The organism is Enterococcus sp. AZ156, assembly GCF_051714165.1.
Lineage (GTDB): Bacteria > Bacillota > Bacilli > Lactobacillales > Enterococcaceae > Enterococcus_B > Enterococcus_B pernyi.
Genome location: NZ_JBIORI010000001.1, coordinates 2,981,031 through 3,000,726, shown reverse-complemented (window position 1 = coordinate 3,000,726; position 19,696 = coordinate 2,981,031). Strand labels below are relative to the sequence as shown.

At 41.0% G+C, this 19,696-nt stretch carries 13 protein-coding genes; 8 read left to right on the top strand and 5 right to left on the bottom strand.

The window, feature by feature from the left end; genetic code table 11:
* The first annotated feature begins 61 nt into the window (after positions 1 to 61).
* The 3 genes from rpoB (at position 62) to msrA (ending at position 8,225) form a co-directional block, all read left to right on the top strand.
* Positions 62 to 3,679, top strand: a complete 3,618-nt coding sequence (gene rpoB / locus IGJ95_RS14165; RefSeq protein WP_010733925.1) for a DNA-directed RNA polymerase subunit beta — start codon at positions 62 to 64, stop codon at positions 3,677 to 3,679.
* Positions 3,680 to 3,759: 80 nt separating this feature from the next.
* Positions 3,760 to 7,413: a DNA-directed RNA polymerase subunit beta' gene (rpoC, locus tag IGJ95_RS14160; RefSeq protein ID WP_023520562.1), complete on the top strand. Its 3,654-nt coding sequence runs from the start codon at positions 3,760 to 3,762 to the stop codon at positions 7,411 to 7,413.
* A gap of 287 nt (positions 7,414 to 7,700) precedes the next feature.
* Positions 7,701 to 8,225 (top strand): peptide-methionine (S)-S-oxide reductase MsrA, encoded by a 525-nt coding sequence (gene msrA, locus IGJ95_RS14155; protein ID WP_010733927.1) that lies wholly within the window; start codon positions 7,701 to 7,703, stop codon positions 8,223 to 8,225.
* 89 nt (positions 8,226 to 8,314) lie between these two features.
* Here msrA and IGJ95_RS14150 read toward each other — a convergent pair whose 3' ends face one another.
* Complete coding sequence (locus IGJ95_RS14150) at positions 8,315 to 8,989, bottom strand: prepilin peptidase (protein WP_153830614.1); 675 nt, start codon at positions 8,987 to 8,989, stop codon at positions 8,315 to 8,317.
* A 56-nt stretch (positions 8,990 to 9,045) separates the two neighbouring features.
* On the opposite strand from IGJ95_RS14150, the gene IGJ95_RS14145 reads away from it, so the two are divergent.
* From IGJ95_RS14145 to IGJ95_RS14135, 3 genes are all read left to right on the top strand, one after another.
* The gene (locus IGJ95_RS14145) at positions 9,046 to 10,599 is read left to right on the top strand and encodes a gluconokinase (protein WP_194180056.1); all 1,554 of its coding nucleotides are present in this window, start codon (positions 9,046 to 9,048) and stop codon (positions 10,597 to 10,599) included.
* 166 nt (positions 10,600 to 10,765) lie between these two features.
* Positions 10,766 to 11,233, top strand: a complete 468-nt coding sequence (locus tag IGJ95_RS14140) for a Dps family protein (protein ID WP_034689491.1) — start codon at positions 10,766 to 10,768, stop codon at positions 11,231 to 11,233.
* Positions 11,234 to 11,435: 202 nt separating this feature from the next.
* The gene (locus IGJ95_RS14135; protein ID WP_438762165.1) at positions 11,436 to 13,466 is read left to right on the top strand and encodes an EndoU domain-containing protein; all 2,031 of its coding nucleotides are present in this window, start codon (positions 11,436 to 11,438) and stop codon (positions 13,464 to 13,466) included.
* Positions 13,467 to 13,484: 18 nt separating this feature from the next.
* On the opposite strand, the gene IGJ95_RS14130 is transcribed toward IGJ95_RS14135, so the two are convergent.
* The 3 genes from IGJ95_RS14130 to IGJ95_RS14120 all read right to left on the bottom strand — a co-directional run bounded on the left by IGJ95_RS14130 (position 13,485) and on the right by IGJ95_RS14120 (position 17,316).
* Positions 13,485 to 14,459, bottom strand: a complete 975-nt coding sequence (locus IGJ95_RS14130) for a hypothetical protein (RefSeq protein ID WP_153830612.1) — start codon at positions 14,457 to 14,459, stop codon at positions 13,485 to 13,487.
* A gap of 158 nt (positions 14,460 to 14,617) precedes the next feature.
* On the bottom strand, positions 14,618 to 16,003 hold the full coding sequence (gene argH / locus IGJ95_RS14125) for an argininosuccinate lyase (protein WP_438762163.1): 1,386 nt from the start codon (positions 16,001 to 16,003) through the stop codon (positions 14,618 to 14,620).
* Positions 16,004 to 16,104: 101 nt separating this feature from the next.
* Positions 16,105 to 17,316 carry an argininosuccinate synthase gene (locus tag IGJ95_RS14120; RefSeq protein WP_438762161.1) on the bottom strand — a complete coding sequence of 404 codons (1,212 nt, stop codon included), beginning with the start codon at positions 17,314 to 17,316 and terminating at the stop codon, positions 16,105 to 16,107.
* Between the two features lie 377 nt (positions 17,317 to 17,693).
* Here IGJ95_RS14120 and rplM point away from each other — a divergent pair, with 377 nt between their 5' ends.
* Both rplM and rpsI read left to right on the top strand, forming a co-directional pair.
* Complete coding sequence (gene rplM / locus IGJ95_RS14115) at positions 17,694 to 18,122, top strand: 50S ribosomal protein L13 (protein WP_153830627.1); 429 nt, start codon at positions 17,694 to 17,696, stop codon at positions 18,120 to 18,122.
* A gap of 15 nt (positions 18,123 to 18,137) precedes the next feature.
* Positions 18,138 to 18,530: a 30S ribosomal protein S9 gene (gene rpsI / locus IGJ95_RS14110; protein WP_010733940.1), complete on the top strand. Its 393-nt coding sequence runs from the start codon at positions 18,138 to 18,140 to the stop codon at positions 18,528 to 18,530.
* 68 nt (positions 18,531 to 18,598) lie between these two features.
* Here rpsI and IGJ95_RS14105 read toward each other — a convergent pair whose 3' ends face one another.
* Positions 18,599 to 19,639, bottom strand: coding sequence for a tyrosine-type recombinase/integrase (locus tag IGJ95_RS14105; protein ID WP_311877804.1), 1,041 nt, complete (start codon positions 19,637 to 19,639; stop codon positions 18,599 to 18,601).
* Positions 19,640 to 19,696 lie beyond the last annotated feature (57 nt).

Below are 19,696 nucleotides of genomic sequence, written 5' to 3'. Positions count from 1 at the left end.
ATATTATTGTAACAATTGATCGGGTAGTCTTTTTGAATGACATTTTAGAGGGGTGAAGAGCTTGGCTGGACACGTAGTAAAATACGGAAAACATCGCGAACGTAGAAGTTTCGCACGAATCAGTGAAGTGTTGGAATTACCAAATTTGATCGAAATTCAAACAGACTCGTACCAATGGTTCTTGGATGAAGGACTAAGAGAAATGTTTGAAGATATTTTGCCAATCGATGACTTCAATGGCAATCTTTCTTTGGAATTTGTAGATTATGAATTGAAAGAACCAAAGTACACAGTAGCAGAAGCACGCGCACATGACGCAAATTACTCTGCACCATTACATGTGACTTTACGTTTAACAAACCGTGAAACAGGCGAAATCAAAGCTCAAGAAGTATTCTTCGGTGATTTCCCATTGATGACAGAGCAAGGTACATTCATCATCAACGGTGCGGAACGTGTTATCGTTTCCCAATTAGTCCGTTCACCAGGTGTTTACTTCCATGGGAAAGTAGACAAAAACGGTAAAGAAGGATTCGGTTCCACTGTGATCCCTAACCGTGGTGCATGGTTAGAAATGGAAACTGATGCAAAAGACATCTCTTATGTACGTATCGACCGCACACGTAAGATTCCATTGACTGTGTTAGTTCGTGCATTAGGTTTCGGTTCAGATGACACGATTTTTGAAATCTTTGGGGATAGTGAAACATTACGTAACACGATTGAAAAAGATTTACACAAAAATGCAAGTGATTCTAGAACAGAAGAAGGATTAAAAGATATCTACGAGCGTCTTCGCCCAGGCGAACCAAAAACAGCAGATAGTTCACGTAACTTGCTGAATGCCCGCTTCTTTGATCCAAAACGTTACGACTTAGCAAATGTTGGTCGTTACAAAGTAAACAAAAAATTAGACTTGAAAACACGTCTATTGAACTTAACGTTAGCTGAAACGTTGGTTGATCCTGAAACAGGCGAGATCATTGTTGAAAAAGGAACAGCTTTGACCCATCAAGTGATGGAAACATTAGCACCGTTCATCGACAATGGTTTGAACTCAGTGACTTACTACCCAACAGAAGATGGCGTAGTCACTGATCCAATGACTGTCCAAGTGATCAAAGTCTTTTCACCAAAAGACCCAGAACGTGAAGTCAACGTGATCGGTAACGGCTACCCAGACACAACAGTGAAAACTGTTCGTCCAGCGGATATCGTTGCTTCAATGAGCTACTTCTTGAACTTGATGGAAGGCATCGGCAACGTGGACGATATCGACCACTTAGGAAATCGTCGTATCCGTTCTGTCGGAGAACTTTTACAAAATCAATTCCGTATCGGATTAGCACGTATGGAACGTGTTGTACGTGAAAGAATGTCGATCCAAGATACAGAAACATTGACACCACAACAATTGATCAACATCCGTCCAGTTGTCGCAAGTATCAAAGAATTCTTTGGTTCTTCACAATTGTCTCAGTTCATGGACCAAACAAATCCATTGGGCGAATTGACACACAAACGTCGTCTTTCTGCCTTAGGACCTGGTGGTTTGACTCGTGACCGTGCCGGCTATGAAGTACGTGACGTTCACTACTCCCACTATGGCCGTATGTGTCCGATCGAAACGCCTGAGGGACCAAATATCGGGTTGATCAATAGTTTATCTAGTTACGCGAAAGTAAACAAATTTGGTTTTATCGAAACGCCGTATCGTCGTGTTGATCGTGAAACTGGCCGTGTGACAGAACAAATCGATTACTTGACAGCAGACATCGAGGACCATTATATCGTTGCCCAAGCAAACAGTAAGTTGAATGATGACGGTACATTTGCTGAAGAAATCGTCATGGCTCGTGCCCAAAGTGAAAACTTAGAAGTATCGATCGATAAAGTCGATTATATGGACGTTTCACCGAAACAAGTAGTTGCGGTAGCGACAGCATGTATTCCTTTCTTGGAAAACGATGACTCCAACCGTGCCTTGATGGGTGCCAACATGCAGCGTCAAGCAGTGCCATTGATCAATCCACAAGCACCTTGGGTTGGTACTGGTATGGAATATAAATCAGCTCATGACTCAGGAGCTGCGTTACTATGTAAACACGATGGTGTAGTTGAATTTGTTGATGCTTCTGAGATCCGCGTACGTCGTGACAATGGCGCATTAGACAAATATTCAGTAACAAAATTCCGTCGTTCAAACTCTGGAACAAGTTACAACCAACGCCCAATCGTTCATTTAGGTGAGAAAGTCGAAAAAGGGGATACCTTGGCAGACGGCCCATCAATGGAACAAGGTGAAATGGCTCTAGGACAAAACGTCTTAGTCGGTTTCATGACTTGGGAAGGATACAACTACGAAGATGCGATCATCATGAGTCGTCGTCTTGTCAAAGACGATGTGTACACATCGATCCATATTGAAGAATATGAATCAGAAGCTCGTGATACAAAATTAGGACCTGAAGAAATCACTCGTGAAATCCCGAACGTCGGTGAAGACGCATTGAAAGACTTAGACGAAATGGGGATCATTCGTATTGGGGCGGAAGTCCAAGACGGTGACCTATTAGTCGGTAAAGTAACACCAAAAGGGGTAACTGAACTTTCAGCAGAAGAACGTTTATTGCATGCGATCTTCGGTGAAAAAGCACGTGAAGTACGTGATACTTCTCTACGTGTACCGCATGGTGGAGGCGGGATCGTTCACGATGTGAAGATCTTTACTCGTGAAGCTGGCGATGAATTATCACCAGGTGTCAACATGTTAGTTCGTGTGTATATCGTTCAAAAACGTAAAATCCATGAAGGGGATAAAATGGCCGGACGTCACGGTAATAAAGGGGTTGTTTCCCGTATTATGCCGGAAGAAGATATGCCATTCTTACCTGATGGAACACCGATCGACATCATGTTGAACCCACTAGGGGTACCATCACGTATGAACATCGGACAAGTATTGGAATTGCATTTAGGGATGGCTGCGCGTCAATTAGGCATCCACGTAGCAACACCAGTATTTGATGGTGCAAGTGATGAAGACGTATGGGAAACAGTTCGTGAAGCTGGTATGGCTAGCGATGCGAAAACTGTTCTTTATGACGGACGTACAGGTGAACCATTTGACGGACGTGTGTCTGTCGGTGTGATGTACATGATCAAACTTGCTCACATGGTTGACGATAAGTTACATGCACGTTCAATTGGACCTTACTCACTAGTTACGCAACAACCATTAGGTGGTAAAGCGCAATTTGGTGGACAACGTTTTGGGGAAATGGAAGTTTGGGCACTGGAAGCATACGGTGCGGCTTATACCTTACAAGAAATCTTGACATACAAATCAGATGACGTAGTCGGACGTGTGAAAACATACGAAGCAATCGTCAAAGGTGAACCAATTCCAAAACCAGGTGTACCTGAATCCTTCCGCGTATTAGTCAAAGAATTACAATCACTAGGATTAGACATGCGTGTCCTAGATATCCAAGACAGCGAGATCGAACTTCGCGACATGGATGACGAAGACGATGATTTGATCACAGTGGATGCTTTGACAAAATTCGCTGAACAACAAACAGCAAAAGAACTAGAAAAACAAGCTGCTGAACAAGTCGAAGATGAAAGACAAGATATCATCCAAAACTTTGAAACCGCAGAAGATAATTTAGACTAATCCGGTCTGAGATACTGTGAGGCGGTCGAAGATCAGCCGCCTTACGGTTTTGCCATTAAACGAAATGGAGGGAACCCCTTTTGATCGATGTAAATAAATTCGAAAGTATGCAAATAGGTTTGGCTTCTCCCGAAAAAATCAGAAGCTGGTCTTACGGTGAAGTAAAAAAACCTGAGACGATTAACTATCGTACCTTAAAACCTGAGCGCGAAGGGTTGTTCTGTGAGCGGATTTTTGGTCCTACAAAAGACTGGGAATGTGCCTGCGGAAAATACAAACGTATCCGTTATAAAGGAATCGTTTGTGATCGCTGTGGTGTGGAAGTGACTCGTTCAAAAGTTCGTCGTGAACGTATGGGTCATATCGAATTAGCAGCACCTGTTTCACATATCTGGTATTTCAAAGGTATTCCTTCTCGTATGGGTCTTGTATTAGACATGAGCCCACGCGCATTAGAAGAAATCATTTACTTTGCCTCATATGTTGTTATTGAACCAGGAAACACAAGCTTAGAGAAAAAACAATTGTTGACTGAACGCGAATACCGCGAAAAACGTGAACAATATGGCCAAGAATTCCAAGCAGCAATGGGCGCGGAAGCAATCAAACAATTACTTGATAACGTTGATTTGGATGGCGAAGCAGCTGAATTGAAAGAAGAGTTGAAATCTGCACAAGGACAAAAACGTACACGCGCGATCCGTCGTTTGGACATTTTAGAAGCATTCCGTGCTTCTGGCAATGAACCAAGCTGGATGGTCATGGACGTTATCCCTGTCATCCCACCAGATCTACGACCAATGGTCCAATTAGAAGGTGGACGTTTTGCAACAAGTGACTTGAACGATCTATATCGTCGTGTGATCAACCGTAACAATCGTTTGAAACGTTTGTTAGACTTGAATGCACCAGGAATCATCGTTCAAAATGAAAAACGGATGTTACAAGAAGCGGTAGATGCGTTGATCGATAACGGTCGTCGTGGCCGTCCTGTCACAGGACCAGGTAACCGCCCATTGAAATCTCTTTCTCATATGTTGAAAGGGAAACAAGGTCGTTTCCGTCAAAACTTACTTGGTAAACGTGTCGACTACTCTGGTCGTTCAGTTATCGTCGTAGGTCCTTTCTTGAAAATGTACCAATGTGGATTACCAAAAGAAATGGCGATCGAATTGTTCAAACCATTCGTGATGCGCGAATTAGTTCAACGTGAACTTGCTTCAAACATCAAAAATGCGAAACGCAAAATCGAACGTCAAGAAGATGAAGTTTGGGATGTCTTAGAAGACGTCATCAAAGAACATCCAGTTCTATTGAACCGGGCACCTACGCTTCACAGATTAGGTATCCAAGCATTTGAACCAGTTCTTGTCCAAGGTCGTGCGATCCGTTTGCATCCATTGGTATGTGAAGCTTATAATGCCGATTTCGATGGAGACCAAATGGCCGTTCACGTACCGTTGAACGAAGAAGCACAAGCAGAAGCACGTATGCTGATGTTAGCTGCTCAAAACATCTTGAATCCAAAAGATGGTAAACCAGTTGTTACACCTTCTCAGGATATGGTTTTAGGAAACTACTACCTAACAATGGAAGAAGAAGGTCGTGAAGGCGAAGGAATGGTCTTTAGAGACCAAAACGAAGCAGTCATCGCATGGCGTAATGGCTACGTTCATTTACATTCACGTATTGGTGTGAACCCAACGACATTAGGGGACAAACCATTTACAGAATGGCAAAAAGAACGCACGATGATCACGACTGTTGGTAAGATCATCTTTAACGAAATCATGCCACCAGAATTCCCTTACTTGAATGAGCCAACTGACTTCAACTTGACTGTCCAAACACCGGACAAATACTTTGTTGAAGCTGGAACAGATATTCCTGCTCACATCAAAGAACAAGAACTAGTTTTACCATTCAAGAAGAAAAACTTAGGAAACATCATCGCCGAAGTCTTCAAACGTTTCAAAGTAACTGAAACATCTAAGATGCTTGACCGTATGAAAGACTTAGGATACAAACATTCAACACATGCAGGTATCACTGTAGGGATCGCCGACATCAGTGTCTTGAATGAAAAACAAGTGATCATTGACGAAGCACATAAACAAGTAGAGTCGATCACGAAGCAATTCCGTCGTGGATTGATCACTGATGACGAGCGTTATGAACGAGTAATCGCTGTTTGGAACGCTGCGAAAGACAGCATCCAACAAAAACTGATGGAAGGTTTGGAAGCGAAAAACCCAATCTTCATGATGTCAGATTCTGGTGCCCGTGGTAACATCTCCAACTTTACTCAGCTTGCTGGTATGCGTGGATTGATGGCCGCACCGAATGGACGTATCATGGAATTGCCGATCATTTCGAACTTCCGCGAAGGACTTTCTGTCTTGGAAATGTTTATCTCAACTCACGGGGCTCGTAAAGGAATGACCGATACAGCCTTGAAGACAGCCGATTCTGGTTACTTGACACGTCGTTTAGTTGACGTTGCCCAAGATGTCATCATTCGTGAAGAAGATTGTGGCACTGACCGCGGTCTTGAGATCCAAGCAATCCGTGAAGGAAATGAAATCATCGAATCTCTTGAAGATCGTTTGATTGGACGTTACACACGTAAAGAAGTTCGTCATCCTGAAACCAACGAAATGATCATTGCCGGAAATCAATTGATCTCTGAAGATGTCGCAAAACAAATCGTTGATGCAGGTGTTGAAACTGTAACGATCCGTTCTGTCTTCACATGTAACACAAAACATGGTGTCTGCAAACATTGTTACGGACGTAACTTGGCAACTGGTTCTGACGTTGAAGTCGGAGAAGCAGTTGGTACGATCGCCGCTCAATCAATCGGTGAACCAGGTACTCAGTTAACAATGCGTACGTTCCATACGGGTGGGGTTGCCGGAGATGATATCACTCAAGGTCTTCCTCGTGTCCAAGAAATCTTTGAAGCACGTAATCCGAAAGGGCAAGCAGTGATTACTGAAGTAACAGGGGATGTCATCGATATCTCTGAAGATCCTGCTACACGTACCAAAGAAGTAACAATCAAAGGGAAAACAGATACACGTACGTATACAGTGCCTTATACTGCACGTATGAAAGTCGCTGAAGGCGATATGATCCATCGTGGTGCACCATTGACAGAAGGATCAATCGATCCGAAACAATTGTTGCAAGTACGTGACGTTCTATCTGTTGAAAACTATCTATTACGTGAAGTACAACGCGTTTACCGTATGCAAGGGGTAGAAATCGGCGACAAACATATCGAAGTAATGGTTCGCCAAATGCTTCGTAAAGTGCGCGTCATGGACCCAGGCGATACAGAAATCTTGCCAGGTACACTGTTAGATATCGCAGACTTCAAAGACCAAAACTACAATACGTTAGTTGCTGGTGGCGTTCCTGCGACATCTCGTCCAGTCTTGCTAGGTATCACAAAAGCATCATTAGAAACAAACAGCTTCTTATCAGCTGCATCCTTCCAAGAAACAACTCGTGTCTTGACTGATGCTGCGATCCGAGGCAAAAAAGATCCACTTCTTGGTTTGAAAGAAAATGTTATCATCGGTAAGATCATTCCAGCTGGTACTGGTATGCCACGTTACCGCAACATGGAACCAAAAGAAGTTGGCGTTGCAAGTGAAAACGTGTATAGTATTTCTGACATCGAAGCACAAATGGCTGCCGAAGATGCAATGAATGAACAAACACGATAAACCATGAGTTCACATAAAGAAGGTCAAGTTCCTGTTTGAGGGACTTGACCTTTTTTTTGTGGATAAACTAGAATCAAGGAAGTAAAAGGTAACTGTGGATAAAAGAAATGGTAATAGATATCCACAGGGGATAATTATTATGTGTACCAAAATTTATCCACAAGTTTTCAAATATTAAAAGAAAAACAATAAAAATAGGCTAAAAATACCGGTAGGGGGTAAAATAAGCATATTACTATTTATTTCAATGAAAACGAGTATGATAAAACCAAAGGAGCTGATAAGAAATGGCAGTGAAAAAAGCTGTATTTGCAGGTGGCTGTTTTTGGTGTATGGTCAAACCGTTTGAAACACAACCAGGTATCCTCTCCGTTACTTCCGGTTATACTGGAGGACATGTACCAAATCCAACCTACGAACAAGTGACGACTGGAACAACAGGTCATACGGAAGCGGTAGAAATCGAATATGATCCTGAAATCATCACCTATGCACAATTGGTCGAGATTTATTGGCAACAGACCGATCCGACAGATGCTTTAGGGCAGTTTGCTGATCGTGGGGACTCTTATCGTCCGGTCATTTATTATAGTGATGAAGCAGAACGTGAAGCCGCAGAAAACTCAAAACAACAGTTACAAGCAAGTGGCCGTTTCGATCAACCGATCGTCACAAAGATCGAACCTCGTACGACCTTTTATCCCGCAGAGGAGTATCATCAAGATTACTACAAGAAAAACAAGATCCATTATCAGTTGTATCGTGAAGGCTCTGGTCGGGCGGGATTCCTTAGAAAAAACTGGAAAGACTAGCAGTATAAGTTACTAGAAAATATGAATTTTAAGTAATAAGAAAAGAGGAAGGTCGGACATTTTGTTCTAGATGCTTCTTCTTTTTTGTGCTATCGGAAATAGAGGACCAACCATAAGGCAATACTCAGAAAAGGAACGAAAGGGAGATGCTTTCTTTTCTTATGGAATAAAGCAGTGATACAAAAATAACTTAAACCAAGACAACTTGCGATAAACATAAGCATGAGAAAATGTGTGGAGGCTAACCCACCACTCCAACTAAGTAAGAGTAACGTATCGCCTGCGCCTAAATAAGCTTGCCCATAACGCAGCAAACCGTAACTGATCAAGCCGAACACTAAGCTGGTTTCTAAGTGAAACTGCTCAGTCAGCACCCAGTAGGCCCATAAGAAAGTCCATGAGAAATAGAGGATGCGAGTGTCGATCGCAAGGTAAAAAATATCCATCAACGAAAATAAAAAAGCAGTGAATAGCCAAATCAAATGAACTGTATCTGGCGAATAGCATCCTGCATACATAAATAGCGTACCGCTGATCAACTCTGCCAGTGGATACATGGGTGAAAGTTTGGTCTGACAAGAGCGGCAACGAAATCGTTGCATGACAATCGAAAGTAATGGAATCAACTCATACCAACGCAATGTTTGGTGACAGTTGACACAATGTGAACGAGGGGAAATAATAGAAAGGTCTTGAGGAACGCGTTGTGCGACTAAGCACAAAAAAGAACCAAAGCAACAACCAATGATAAAATAAAGAAACATCAGACCAACCTCCTTTTGATTAAGATACGCAAAAAAGGAGAAGAGAGGTGGAAAAAATAATGATTGCAGTCGGGGTCGATATCGGTACTACGCAAACGAAAGCAGTTGCATTCAATGAACAAGCAGAAGAAGTAGCTACAGCCTACTTTCATTACCCGCTGATCCAAGAAATTCAAGGCATGGCTGAACAAGATCAGGAATTGATAGTCCATGCAGTGTATACGGTCATCAATGAAGTGATCCAACAGTTACCCGCACAGACAATCCAATTCATTTCATTTTCAACAGCCATGCACAGCTTGATTTTATTAGATAAAAATAAAAAACCTTTAACTCGTATGTTTACTTGGGCAGACACTCGTGCCGTCAATGAAGCAGAAAAATTAAAAGCAACTGAAAAAGGTCGAGTGATCTATGAACGGACGGGTACGCCGATCCATCCAATGACACCATTGATCAAAATCAATTGGTTGAAAAACGAGTTTCCTGATTTATTTGAGCAAGCGGCTTATTTTGTAGGGATCAAAGACTATCTTTTTTATGAGCTGTTTGCTGAATTAGTCAGTGATTATAGTACTGCTTCTGGCACAGGGTACTTTGATATCTACCGTTTCCAATGGTCAGAGCCTATTCTTGAAGAGTTAGGGATACAAGAAGAGCAATTACCAAGAGTAGCACCTGCGACTACCCAGTTCACGAAATTAACAGAACAAGCCCGTACGAGATTTCATTTTGATCAAGAAATTCCATTTATTTTAGGTGGAGCCGATGGGCCATTATCCAATTTAGGCTTAGGTGCATTTGGTGAGACGACGGCAGCGCTGACTGTCGGTACCAGTGGCGCATTACGATTTATTTCGAATCGCCCAAAGCTCCATCCAACAATGGAAACCTTCTGTTATGTTTTGGATCAAACACACTGGGTCATCGGAGGAGCAACCAGTAATGGCGCAGGGATCTTTGATTGGGCGGTCCATACATTGATGCAAGATGTCGTTCAACGAGCTAAGGAACAAGGAGAAGATCCGTATCAAGCAGTCCTTTCGGAAATCGCTTTTGTCCCACCTGGCGCTAATGGACTGATTTTTCAACCGTATTTATTGGGGGAACGAGCACCTTTGTGGGATGCGGAGGCATTTGGAAGTTTTATTGGTCTACAACGATGGCATACGGAAAAAGACATGATGCGAGCGGTCCTGGAAGGGGTTTGTTTTAATCTCAAACGAATTTTGCGAGGTATCTGTCCACCCGATCAAGTCATTGAGTTACGTGCAACTGGTGGCTTCGCTCAATCAGTGTTATTTCGGCAGATCATGGCAGATGTATTGGGACAACCTATCCGTTTTCCAAAAGTTAAAGAAGCCTCAGCGTTAGGGGCAGTCATATTAGGTTGGCAGAGCCAAGGCAGAATCGAAACATTAGGTGAAGCTTCCGCATATATTGAATTAGCACAACAAGTGGCTGTTCAGAAAAAAGCCAGCCGCATGTACAACAAAATATATCCTTTATTTGTTTCGACACAACAAGAATTAAGCCGCTATTCTCAGTTATTTGCGGAACTACGAGAGACTCTATCAATAGAGATGATAGATGAAGAAGGCGAATCGTAAATGATGACATTAGTTATATTTTCTATTTGGTTGGCGGATTTTTTGCTATTTAAAAAAAGCATTACTCTGGGGATGAAAATCGTTCTCATCTAAAGGATTTTAGTGTACTTTTCCCTCAAAGTTTACTATGATTTTAATATAGGCAAATGCGAGGAGGCAGAATTACATGAAATTTCAACAAACCAAAGAAGTATTGAATCAATTAGTAGCAGATTTAAGCCAAATGTCGGTGATCGTCCACCAAACACATTGGTATATGAGAGGTCCTGGATTCTTGACATTGCATCCAATGATGGACAGCTTCATGGACGACTTGAATGAACAATTAGATGAAATCTCAGAACGTTTGATCACATTAGATGGTTCACCTTATTCAACGTTACGTGAATTTGCAGACAACACAAAAATCCCTGATGAAGTTGGTCGTTGGGATCGCACGATGGAAGAACGTTTAGAAACATTAGTCGCAGGTTACCGCTATTTAGCAGATCTTTTCCAAAAAGGAATCGAAGCTGCTGGTGAAGAAGGCGACGATCCTACGCAAGATATGTTTATTGAATTTAAAGCAGCAACAGAAAAACGCATCTGGATGATACAAGCACATCTAGGTAAAGCACCAGGAATCGACGCATAATCAATTTCATCACAACCATAAAGACACCCCATTTGCAGACAATGTGCTGGAATGGGGATGTCTTTTTTTGTTTAATAACAATTAGAATTTCTTATTCTTATTTTAGAAAAAGTCGTTTCATGAGAATTTTCACTTTTTATTAAGCGCTTTCTTTTCTTGGGATATACTCTCGGTGTCAATAAAAAAGAAAAGGAGTGGAAAAATGAAAAAGAAATGGTTCTCGTTGTTGATGGTTGTAATGTTGTTGTCGTCGGTTTTCCAACCGACACTCTTAGCCTTTGCGAGTGATCGATCCTTCAAAGAAGCAACCTCGCGTCCGGCTGTTGCGATTGATTTAAGTGGCACTTCGCCAGCAAAAGATGAAAAAACATGGAACGAATGGGCAAAACTCCGAGGATTTACGGATACCCTGACTGCCGAACATAACGTATTTGATAATTTAGTTCTAGCGGATTATTTAGACGTGATGGAAGGGCCAAGTACGTTACCCCTCAGTACTCGGTTTGCTCGTTCAAAAATTGCACCGATCATCCAAGCTACCGCCTTTGCTGAATTTACCCGACCCTACTTAAAAGAATCAACCAAAGAGACAGCTGTCAGCCAATTGTACCGTTTGACTTCGACAAGTATCCTAAGGCAGTCGATCAGCTTGCTCGGTGATGCCATTGATGCTCCAGAAGACCCCGTTGAGATTTATCCGACCACCAAAATCGAGTTGGCTAGCTGGATTACGGTCCAAAACCAGTTCCTTGAATACATACAAACAACACCAGAACTATCTGGATATGAGATGCGAACCGGCACGGACGGTATGAGCGGATTGTTCGTTCCTAAAGACACGAATGATCAAAGTCTATTAGTTTATCCAGATACTTCACTGAATGAATACTTACCGGGAAATGAAAAATTACCTCCACGGATCGGCGCCCTCAAGCAAATCAATTTTTCTCCATATAATGGTCCAGGAACACCCTATGTCAATGTGACCATGAGCTATACCGCCTATGACCATCGCCAACAATTATATACACAATATGATGTTCGGGGCATCACGATTCCCTTGGAGACGGACTTTGATACATTTTTAGCAGAAATCGCCACACCTGAACAAGCTCTGGAAGTGGTCAAAGAATACTCGTCCGTCCAATTTGGGGCAGTAGCCCCAACAGATGTTGATTCTGTCAATGACATCGGAAAAGAAATCACCCGTCAGATGATCGATGAGCGGGATGCGCTGATTGATCAATTACCTGATACGTTTCAGACCAATCTATTCCGAATCGCAGCGAAAGCCAATGACAAAGAAGTTGTCACTGATCGGGAAGGTGAGTTTGTGTATCGGGGAACGCAAGAAATTGTTCCCTTAGACCAAATCGACATCGGTTTTAACCAAGAAGTCATCTATACGATCCGCAAAGTGCAAAGCTTTTTCGGTGTCTATTGCAACTACTATGCGTTAGCCGATGGCTTGCTTGATGAAGAACGCACGAATTCTTTGCCAAAGAGTTTAGATGACACCACCATTGCAGCGATTTCTGAAGTCGGTGGCAGTGTATTGAAGCACTTACCAAATTACGAAAATACCGACTGGGTCATCAAGCAGTCCCAATTGAAGCTCGAACCAGTGGATATCTTGCTCATCGCCATGTGCTTACCATGGTCTGAAATGATTTCTGTCTTACAAGCAGTTGAATCCGAAGAAGTTATCCTAGCAGCGATTGAAGTCGAAGAAGCCGAAGCCGCTCGCGTATTGGAAGCGGAAAAGGCTCTAATCACCAAAGGCTGTCCAAATGAAGCCTTGGTAGAGAGGTTACCAACCACCGAATACTATAACCGTAAAGCCTTGCGACATGTGGCGGGGGAGGTAAGACCGGGGAGAGATGGGAGATTGATTATATCAGGAGCTCATTCGCGCCATCCTGATTTTTATAGTCCAGACAGTGGAGTAGTTTATGAACCAACTGGGATAGTGGTGGAAGGAAAACCTTTTGAGGCTAAAGTGAGTTATGGAACAAATTTTAAGGGTGCGAAGACTACCGTATTTCCTGATAATTGGAATGCAGAGAAAATTACGAGTGAAGTCGAACGTATAATTGAGGAGAAAGTTACAGATGTACCTGGACGACAAGACCTCATTGGGAAAGAAACTGGTGGAGTTTTTAGTATAAATGTCAGCGTAAATGTTAAAGCAAATGGAAAGGTCACTGTTGTAACAGCCTATCCAGTTGAATAGAAAAAGATTAGTCCTTAATTAACTTAAGGACCAATCTTTTTTGAACTTTTTAGATTTTATTTGGAAATCTTCTGGTGTATACTGTTCACGCCAATAATACATATTATAAAGTTTATACGTGTAAATAATTTTTAAAATAGTTTCATTGTGAGTCTTTCTTATTCCTAGGTAGTCTATCATCGGAATCCCCCCATTAAAAAAATCTCCGTGATATCCAAAGCTCAATCCATATGGGGAAATCCCAAATAGAGGAGTGTTTTCATAACAAATGACATATTCTTCATCCGATAAACCCAGTCTATCATCGTCTGGGTCGTCTTCTTCAGGATCATATGGACATTCCGCAAGAAAATGTCCATCTTTTGGGCCGAAATCAATAAATGAATCATCATGAGTCACAGTTAATCGAGAATCTAATTGATTTAGCTGAGTTTCTAGAAAATTCGTATTCTTTTCTACAGCAGCCAAAGGTCGATGCTTGGGGTCAGTGAATGTGATTAGTCGACTACTTTTTTTACCTTCACCGATCATCTGTGAAGTTCTTTGATAATGAGATGCGATTGTTTGTTGGAATTGTTCTTCTGGAAATAAATCCTTCCAGTAAGATAAGTTTTTTGCTTGATAAGTGTGAATAACAGTTAATATCAAATCGTCAATTGCTTGTAGCGTTTTTCGATCCGAATGATTTACTTTTCCGTAATGTTCATCAATTTGTTCGCCATAAGGTGTAAAACAATAGAGCGTATAAAATTGATATTTCAACCGATACTCCGAATACACAAAATGTTCCATTGGATGATCTGGCACACGAGGGTCCCAATAAATTTTCGATAGCTTTGGAAAGACCTCTGGACCATAATCAATAAAGTTATCATTATGTATCAAAGTCAAATCTGGATCGATTGCTTGAAATTTTTGTGTGAGTTCTTCTGTCATTTTTCTGATCTTGGCTTGCGGTCGACGATTGGGATCGACAAAGGGGAAGAAGGTCATAGGTATTATTCCTTTCTGTTTTAAAAAGTTTTTTAAACTAAAGTATGACATGTTTATTCTTGAAAGATTGAACTTTTTTTGCATATTTTTGAAAAATGTAAACTACAAAAAAGAACGTCTTGAGATAACGTGTGGAAACATTGTCTCAAGATGTTCTTTTAGTTCTTGTCTATTTTCAACTGATGTAGTGCTTGCTCAATCTGTATTTCTACCTGGTCAAAACCTGTACCACCTAATGAATTGCGACGTTTCACGGCAGTGTCTGGAAGTAAGGTATCGTAAAGATCAGATTCGATCAGCGGGCTGATTGCTTGGAATTCTGTTAGTGGGAGGTCTTGTAACGAGCAACCTTGCTGTGTACAATGTAAGACGAGTTTACCGACAATCTCATGTGCTTGACGGAAGGGGATGCCCTTTGCAGCCAAGTAATCGGCTAACTCAGTCGCATTGGAGAAATCTTTTTGCGTGGCTGCATACATTCGGGCTTTGTTCACTTCCATGGTTTTGACCATACCTTCCATGATCGAGAGACTAGCTAAAATCGTTTCACTCGTATCGAACATGCCTTCTTTATCTTCTTGGAAATCTTTGTTATAAGCTAAAGGCAAACCTTTCATCAACGTGAGTAAACCAAATAAATTACCATATACTCGACCAGTTTTTCCACGTATCAATTCCGCCATATCTGGATTTTTCTTTTGAGGCATGATCGAACTGCCTGTTGAAAAAGTATCCGAAAGTTCAATGTATTGACATTCGTAACTACACCAAAAAATGATTTCTTCACAAAAACGGGACAAGTGCATCATCAATAATGAAGCATTACTTAAAAACTCCAGAATAAAATCACGGTCACTAACGGCGTCTAAACTGTTTGCATAAACAGCAGAAAAGCCTAATTCATTTGCAGCAAAGGAACGATCAATCGGAAACGTCGTACCTGCCAATGCGGCACTGCCTAAAGGGGAAATATCGATTCGTTTCAGGCTTTCTGTGAAGCGTTCATGGTCACGAGTAAACATCTGATAGTACGCTAAGAGATGATGGCCAAAGGAAATCGGTTGGGCGTGTTGCAGATGAGTATATCCTGGCATGATCGTAGCCGTATGCTCTGCTGCTTTTTCCACGAACGTTTGACGTAACGAATGAAGCTTTTCAATCAGTTCAAGTACCGTATCTTTTAGATACAAGTGCATGTCTGTTGCGACTTGGTCATTACGGCTACGAGCAGTATGTAGTTTCCCGGCAACAGGTCCGATTTCCTCATGCAGGCATTTTTCAATATTCAAGTGGATGTCTTCATTTTCCACCGAAAAATGCAAAGTGCCATTCGTTAAGCGTGTTTGCAGTTTTTCCAAACCAGCGATGATCTGTTGCGCTTCTTCCTCGGACAAAATCCCAGTATGGGCCAACATTTTCACATGGGCGAGACTACCTAAAATATCTTGTTGAGCTAATTTTTGATCAAAGGAGATCGAAGCACCGAATGCATCGATCCATTGTTCACTTTTTCCTTGAAACCGTCCACCCCAAAGTTTATCCATGTGATTCCTCCTATGTTTTGAATGAAAGAAAAGCAGGTAAAAGGTCCTGTTTGAGTTCGCACTCAGCTTTTACCTTACTTTTCTTTTGATTGCTTTACTCGCTACTCTGATCCTACGGCTGTTTGTTGTTGCGTTTGAACTTCCGCATAGACTTTCGATGGTAGACCCCAAAGCTTGATAAAACCGACAGCAGCTTGTTGATCGAAGGTATCCGCTGAAGTATACGTTGCTAGTTCTTCGTTATATAGACTATTGGCTGATTTACGTCCTTCAACGATGACATTTCCTTTGAATAGTTTGACACGGACAGTCCCATTGACCGCAGTCTGTGTTGCTTTCAAGAAAGAGATCAACGCATCGGTCAATGGATTGAACCAGAGACCATCGTAAATCATTTGGCTCAACTGTTGCTCGATCATTGGTTTGAAATGTGCTAATTCACGAACGAAGGTCAAATCTTCCAGCTCTTTGTGTGCCTGCATCAAAGTGATCGCTCCAGGGCATTCATACACTTCCCGCGATTTGATCCCTACCAGACGATTCTCCACATGATCGATCCGTCCGATTCCATGCTTGCCGGCTAATTGATTCAAAGACAAGATCAATTCGGATAAAGGTAAACTTTCTTGATTCAAAGCAACTGGAACGCCTTGTTCAAAAGTGAGTTCAATGATATCCGGCTGATCAGGTGTATACTCCAACGCTGTCGTAATATCATAAGCACCTGCTGGCGGAGTCGCCCAAGGGTCCTCTAACACACCACACTCACAAGCACGTCCCCACAAGTTTTGGTCGATAGAATATGGATTCTCCAAATCTGCTGGGATCGGCACATCATTTTCTTTCGCATAGGCGATTTCTTCTTCCCGAGACCATTGCCATTGACGAACCGGTGCAATGATTTTCATTTCAGGTGCCAAGGCATTGATTGCTACTTCAAAACGAACTTGGTCATTGCCTTTTCCTGTACAGCCATGAGCAATCGTCGTTGCACCAGTTTTTCGAGCTAATTCCACTAATTTTTTTGCGATCAAGGGGCGAGAAAGCGCAGAAACCAGTGGGTAAGACTGCTCGTAAAACGTATGACCTTGTAGCGCGATCAATGCAAATTCTTGAGCAAATTCCTCTTTGGCATCGATGGCATAAGACGCAATTGCACCAACTTGAAGTGCTTTTTTTTTAATAAAAGCTGTATCTTTGCCTTCACCGATATCTAGGCAACAAGCAATCACCTCATAATCTTTTGCCAACCATTTGATTGCCACAGAGGTATCTAATCCACCTGAGTAAGCCAATATAATTTTTTCTTTCATAAAATCGCCCCTTTATTTTTAAGTGTTTTCAAAATAGATGTTTCAAATGATAACACCATAAAAATAAAAAAGCAATCAATAAATTAAATAAATATACATAAAAATAAATAAAATGAAAATAATATTCAAAAATAATGTAAATACACAACTTTTTATACATAACGAATTTCTTAGTCTAAAAGAAACTAAAACGATGAAAAGATAAAAATGAAAAAGAAATTTAATTTTTCAAAAGTATAGAAAAACGTTGACATTATCGGTATTTGCAGGTAATATGTTAAATGGTATTGTTTGCCCCACAAAGAGCCCCGGAAACTCGAAGTGTATGTCAAACATCAGAACTTAAATTGGAGGAAACTAACGTGCGTACAACATATATGGCCAAACCAGGCGAAGTAGAACGTAAATGGTATGTAGTAGACGCAACTGATGTTCCATTGGGACGTCTTTCAACAGTTGTTGCATCTGTACTACGTGGAAAAAATAAACCAACTTTCACCCCTCATTTGGATACTGGCGATTTCGTCATTGTTATCAATGCAGATAAAGTGAAATTAACAGGTAAAAAAGCGACTGATAAAATTTATTACCGTCACAGCAACTACCCAGGAGGATTGAAATCAATCTCAGCTGGTGAATTGCGTGCTAAAAATTCTCGTCGTTTGATCGAAACTTCTGTAAAAGGCATGCTACCTAAAAATACTTTAGGCCGTAAACAATTTACAAAATTGAATGTATACGGTGGAGCAGAACATCCACATGCAGCACAACAACCAGAAGTTTTAGACATCACAAACTTAATCTAATAGGAGGGAATTTCATTGGCACAAGTTCAATATATCGGCACAGGCCGTCGTAAAAATGCAGTTGCTCGCGTACGCTTAGTACCAGGAACTGGTAAAATTACTATCAACAAAAAAGATGTTGAAGAATACATTCCACATGCTGACTTGCGTGAAGTTATCAATCAACCTTTCGGCGTTACTGAAACAAAAGGCGCATATGACGTATTTGTTAACGTAAACGGTGGAGGCTACGCTGGACAATCAGGAGCTATCCGTCACGGAATCGCTCGTGCATTGCTAGAAGTTGATCCTGACTTCCGTTTAGCTCTTAAACGCGCTGGGTTACTTACACGTGACGCACGTATGGTTGAACGTAAAAAACCAGGTCTTAAAAAAGCTCGTAAAGCTTCACAATTCTCAAAACGTTAATCAATTTCTTATTGTATCAACGTTTACAAAGGTTTTTTGGTTCAAGTTGGTTCAAATCAGCTTGGACATTATAAAGAACTTAAAAGATTTAAAGCATCGGCATCTTGCTGATGCTTTTTTTCTGGCATTAATTCTAGATAGTAATTTTGTGTGGTTTGTATATTTATGTGTCCTAACCGTTTAGATACATATGCAATATCTATATCTTGGGCAAATAAGAATGATGCGTGCGTATCTCTTAGACCGTGAAAGGTTGTTCTTTTAATGTTTAATTCTGTTAATAATTCAGCTAAAAGCTCGGATTGTTTAAAGCCAGCAAAGCCGAAAATATAACCATTATCTTTAACGGGAATATTACGTACAAGCTCATAAACCTCTTTGTTTATAGAAACATCACGTTTTGCATTTTGTGTCTTTAATGAAGTATCGTCAGAAGTGGGACTGATTGAGTGTCTAACTTTTATCCCGTATTCATAAAGGCTTTCTGGTCGCGTTGCTAATAGCTCTCCACGTCGCATACCCGTTTCTAATGCAAGTAATACAAGTAGGTTAAATTCATCTTCTGGATGCTTTAAAACATAATTGCGGAGCTTTTTAAAGTCAGTGATGGATAATGCTCTGTTTCGCTTAGGTGGGTTTTCTCCACGTGTTTTAACTAATCGTGCAAAGTCATTAACAATATAACCGCGAGCATAGGCATCACGTAATGCCGTTTTGATTTTTAATAATACTTCATGTGTTGTTTTTCGAGAATGTGTTTTTGCATATTCATCAATTTTCTTCTGAACAACAATATCATTTAAATCTTTTAATTGAATGTCCTGAAATAAGTTCCTGATAACTCCTAAAGTACGAACGTAATTTTGAAAAGTCGTTTCTTTCACGTCATTTACTTTTACAAGGTAAATCCAATTATCGAAAAAATCCGCAAAGGTTGTTGTTCTGTGAGCAAGATCTTTACCTTCTCCTTTTGCTAACTCCATTTCTAAAGTCCAAAGTTGCGCTTCTTTCTTTGTTGGAAAAGTTTTAGAAAGCTTTTTATGTTTTCCTTGTTTGTATAAGGAAACTTGCGCTCGATACGATTTCCCTCTTTTTATAATACTAGCCATACTATCAATCCCTTTCATAAAAATAGTTGATAGATGCTAGTTGAATACAAAATCATT

What these genes read in the sequence shown, in the direction of transcription:
- IGJ95_RS14140 (WP_034689491.1), top strand. Translation starts at nt 10,766, where the DNA reads ATGAAATTTCAACAAACCAAAGAAGTATTGAATCAATTAGTAGCAGAT.
- IGJ95_RS14120 (WP_438762161.1), bottom strand. Translation starts at nt 17,316, where the DNA reads ATGAAAGAAAAAATTATATTGGCTTACTCAGGTGGATTAGATACCTCT.
- argH (WP_438762163.1), bottom strand. Translation starts at nt 16,003, where the DNA reads ATGGATAAACTTTGGGGTGGACGGTTTCAAGGAAAAAGTGAACAATGG.
- rplM (WP_153830627.1), top strand. Translation starts at nt 17,694, where the DNA reads ATGGCCAAACCAGGCGAAGTAGAACGTAAATGGTATGTAGTAGACGCA.
- IGJ95_RS14135 (WP_438762165.1), top strand. Translation starts at nt 11,436, where the DNA reads ATGAAAAAGAAATGGTTCTCGTTGTTGATGGTTGTAATGTTGTTGTCG.
- msrA (WP_010733927.1), top strand. Translation starts at nt 7,701, where the DNA reads ATGGCAGTGAAAAAAGCTGTATTTGCAGGTGGCTGTTTTTGGTGTATG.
- IGJ95_RS14150 (WP_153830614.1), bottom strand. Translation starts at nt 8,989, where the DNA reads ATGTTTCTTTATTTTATCATTGGTTGTTGCTTTGGTTCTTTTTTGTGC.
- IGJ95_RS14130 (WP_153830612.1), bottom strand. Translation starts at nt 14,459, where the DNA reads ATGACCTTCTTCCCCTTTGTCGATCCCAATCGTCGACCGCAAGCCAAG.
- IGJ95_RS14105 (WP_311877804.1), bottom strand. Translation starts at nt 19,639, where the DNA reads ATGGCTAGTATTATAAAAAGAGGGAAATCGTATCGAGCGCAAGTTTCC.